This window comes from Mesorhizobium sp. M7D.F.Ca.US.004.03.1.1 (assembly GCF_003998635.1).
In the GTDB taxonomy this organism is placed as follows: domain Bacteria; phylum Pseudomonadota; class Alphaproteobacteria; order Rhizobiales; family Rhizobiaceae; genus Mesorhizobium; species Mesorhizobium loti.
This window is the reverse complement of record NZ_RZQG01000883.1, coordinates 1-2,409: the sequence shown is the minus strand read 5'-3', so window position 1 is coordinate 2,409 and position 2,409 is coordinate 1. Positions and strand designations below refer to the sequence as shown.

The 2,409-nt window shown below is 65.3% G+C and carries 3 protein-coding genes; all 3 read left to right on the top strand.

The genetic code is table 11. From position 1 onward, the window contains the following. The coding region (locus EN935_RS31315) for a diguanylate cyclase (RefSeq protein ID WP_127373984.1) at window positions 1–621 on the top strand (621 nt) is incomplete at its 5' end. Between the two features lie 293 nt (window positions 622–914). Beyond that, window positions 915–1,862, top strand: coding sequence for a substrate-binding domain-containing protein (locus tag EN935_RS31310; protein WP_109660434.1), 948 nt, complete (start codon window positions 915–917; stop codon window positions 1,860–1,862). A 160-nt stretch (window positions 1,863–2,022) separates the two neighbouring features. Then, the coding region (locus EN935_RS31305) for an ATP-binding cassette domain-containing protein (protein WP_164771501.1) at window positions 2,023–2,409 on the top strand (387 nt) is incomplete at its 3' end.

The following is a 2,409-nucleotide window of genomic DNA, read 5'->3' as shown; positions in this document are numbered from 1 at the left end:
GACTCCGACATCACCGAGGCCAAGCATGTCGAGGCTGAGTTGCTGGCGGCCAACGAGAAGCTGAACCTGCTGGCCAACCGTGACGGCCTGACCGAACTGCTGACGCGCCGGGCCTTCGATGAAGCGCTGGCGCTCGAATATGCGCGCGGCAAGCGGAGCATGGCGCCGCTGAGCCTGCTCATCATCGACGTCGACTGGTTCAAGCGATTCAACGATCATTACGGCCATCCGGCTGGTGACGAATGCCTGCGCGCCGTCAGCGGCTGCATCAAGGCAACGGCCCGGCGGGCGGCCGATGCGGCCGCCCGCTACGGGGGCGAAGAGTTCGCCCTCATCCTTCCTGAAACCGATGCGCGCGGCGCATTCGTGATCGCCGAAAATCTCAGAAAAGGCGTGCGCGACCTCAGGCTCGCACACGCCGGCAGCGAAAAGGGCATCGTCACCATCAGTGTCGGGGTGGGGACCTTCGATCCGGGCGGCGCCTCGATCGAGATCGCCGATCTGCTCAGGCGTGCCGACGAGGCCCTCTATGGCGCCAAGGTGGCGGGGCGGGACCGGGTCCACGGCTGGCGCCCGCATGTCAGCGAGCCGCACGCGACAGGCGCACGACGCCGGTCGTAAGCAGGGGCGGGGGCAGCGTCCGGTAGGGACGCCCATGCCCGCAATTCAAAAATCCGACAATTCCGATAATTTGCCCGGCAGCTCTGTTATATCGATGTTGCACAAATGGTTGACCCTGGGTTAGCATCTCCGGGCAGGCGTCGGTGGGAGGCTCTTTTAACAGCGGCGGCCAGCTGGAGCGGCATGCGTTTTCGGGCGCAGGGAGGATGCTCCAACACTTTGAACCGACGCATGATCCTTCCTGAAACCGATCCCGGTTTTCGGGATCGTGCGTTCTTGTGGAGGAGGATCCCATGAACAGACGCGAATTCCTGCTGTCGTCCGCGGCCTTTGGCGCCATGATGCTTGCCGCACCTTCGGTGTTTGCGCAGGACAAGCTCACCATCCTGGGCTCGGTGCCCAATCTCGGCTTTCCGTTCTTCGTGCACATGCTGAACGAGATCAAGGCCGAGGCCGCCGCGCAAGGCGTCAATTTGACCGAGAGCGACGGCCAGAACTCGGCCACCAAGCAGACCGCCGACATCGAGGCGGCCCTGGTGCAGAAGGTCAACGCCATCGTCATCTCGCCGCTCGACGTCAACGCGCTGGCGCCGGCCATCGAGGAAGCGGTCAAGGCCGGCGTTCCCGTGGTGACGATCGACCGCCGCGTCGACGGTGTCGAGGGCATCCTGGCCCATGTCGGCGCCGACAACGTCAAGGGCGGCGAGGCGGAAGCCAACGCCATGGTGGCGGCATTCCCCAACGGCGCCAAGATCTTCCATCTGCAGGGCCAGCCAGGTGCCGGTCCGGCGATCGACCGCAACAAGGGCGTCCACAACGTGCTCGATCCCCTGAAGGACAAGTACCAGATCGTCTTCGAGCAGACCGCCAACTTCGCCCGCGCCGAGGCGCTGTCGGTGACAGAGGCCGGCCTTGCCGCCAACGGCAAGCCGGACGCCATCGTCTGCGCCAATGACGACATGGCGCTGGGCGCCATGGAGGCCTGCGCGGCGCGCAACTTCACCGACGTCAAGATCTACGGCTTCGATGCGCTGCCGGAAGCGCTGGTCGCGGTGCGCGACGGCAAGCTTGCCGGCACCGTCGAGCAATTCCCCGGCGAACAGTCGCGCACGGCGGTGCGCATCGCGGTGGCCTTTGCCAAGGACAAGACCGAGCCGAAGGAGAAGCTGGTGCTGCTGACGCCGATTGTGATTGGCAAGGACAATTTGGACAAGGCGGAGCGGATTGGCGAGACGAAGTAGGGGGTGAGAGCCGGGCGCATGACGGGTGGAGGTCGCGTTCTGTCGCGCCCCCCTCTGTCCTGCCGGCAAAACTGCCAATCTCCCCCCTCTCGTGGGGGAGATGTCCGGCAGGACGGCGGGGGGCGCTGTCCCGCATCCTGCTGAAATCCGGGAGCAACCCTTGCCAGCTGAAGCCGCATCGCCCAAACCCGTCCTGCTTGCCGTCGAGGGCATCACCAAGCATTTTTCCGGCGTGACCGCGCTCAGCGATGTCTCGCTCGACATCCGCCCCGGCGAAATCCTTGGCCTGCTGGGCGAGAACGGCGCCGGCAAGTCGACGCTGTTGAAGATCCTGTCGGGCGTGATGCCGCCCTCCAGCGGCCACATCATTTTCGACGGCGCCGACTATCACCCGTCCAGCCCGCAGGACGCCAAGCGGCTCGGCATCGTGACCATCTATCAGGAGCTGAGCCTGATCCCGACGCTGACGGTGGCGGAGAACATTTTTATCGGCCGTGCGCCGGTGGGGCCGCTCGGGCTGGTCAGCTGGAGGCGCATGGAGCAAGAG

Excerpts from the sequence above, each read along its gene's own strand:
- EN935_RS31310 (WP_109660434.1), top strand. The coding sequence starts at position 915 with ATGAACAGACGCGAATTCCTGCTGTCGTCCGCGGCCTTTGGCGCCATG.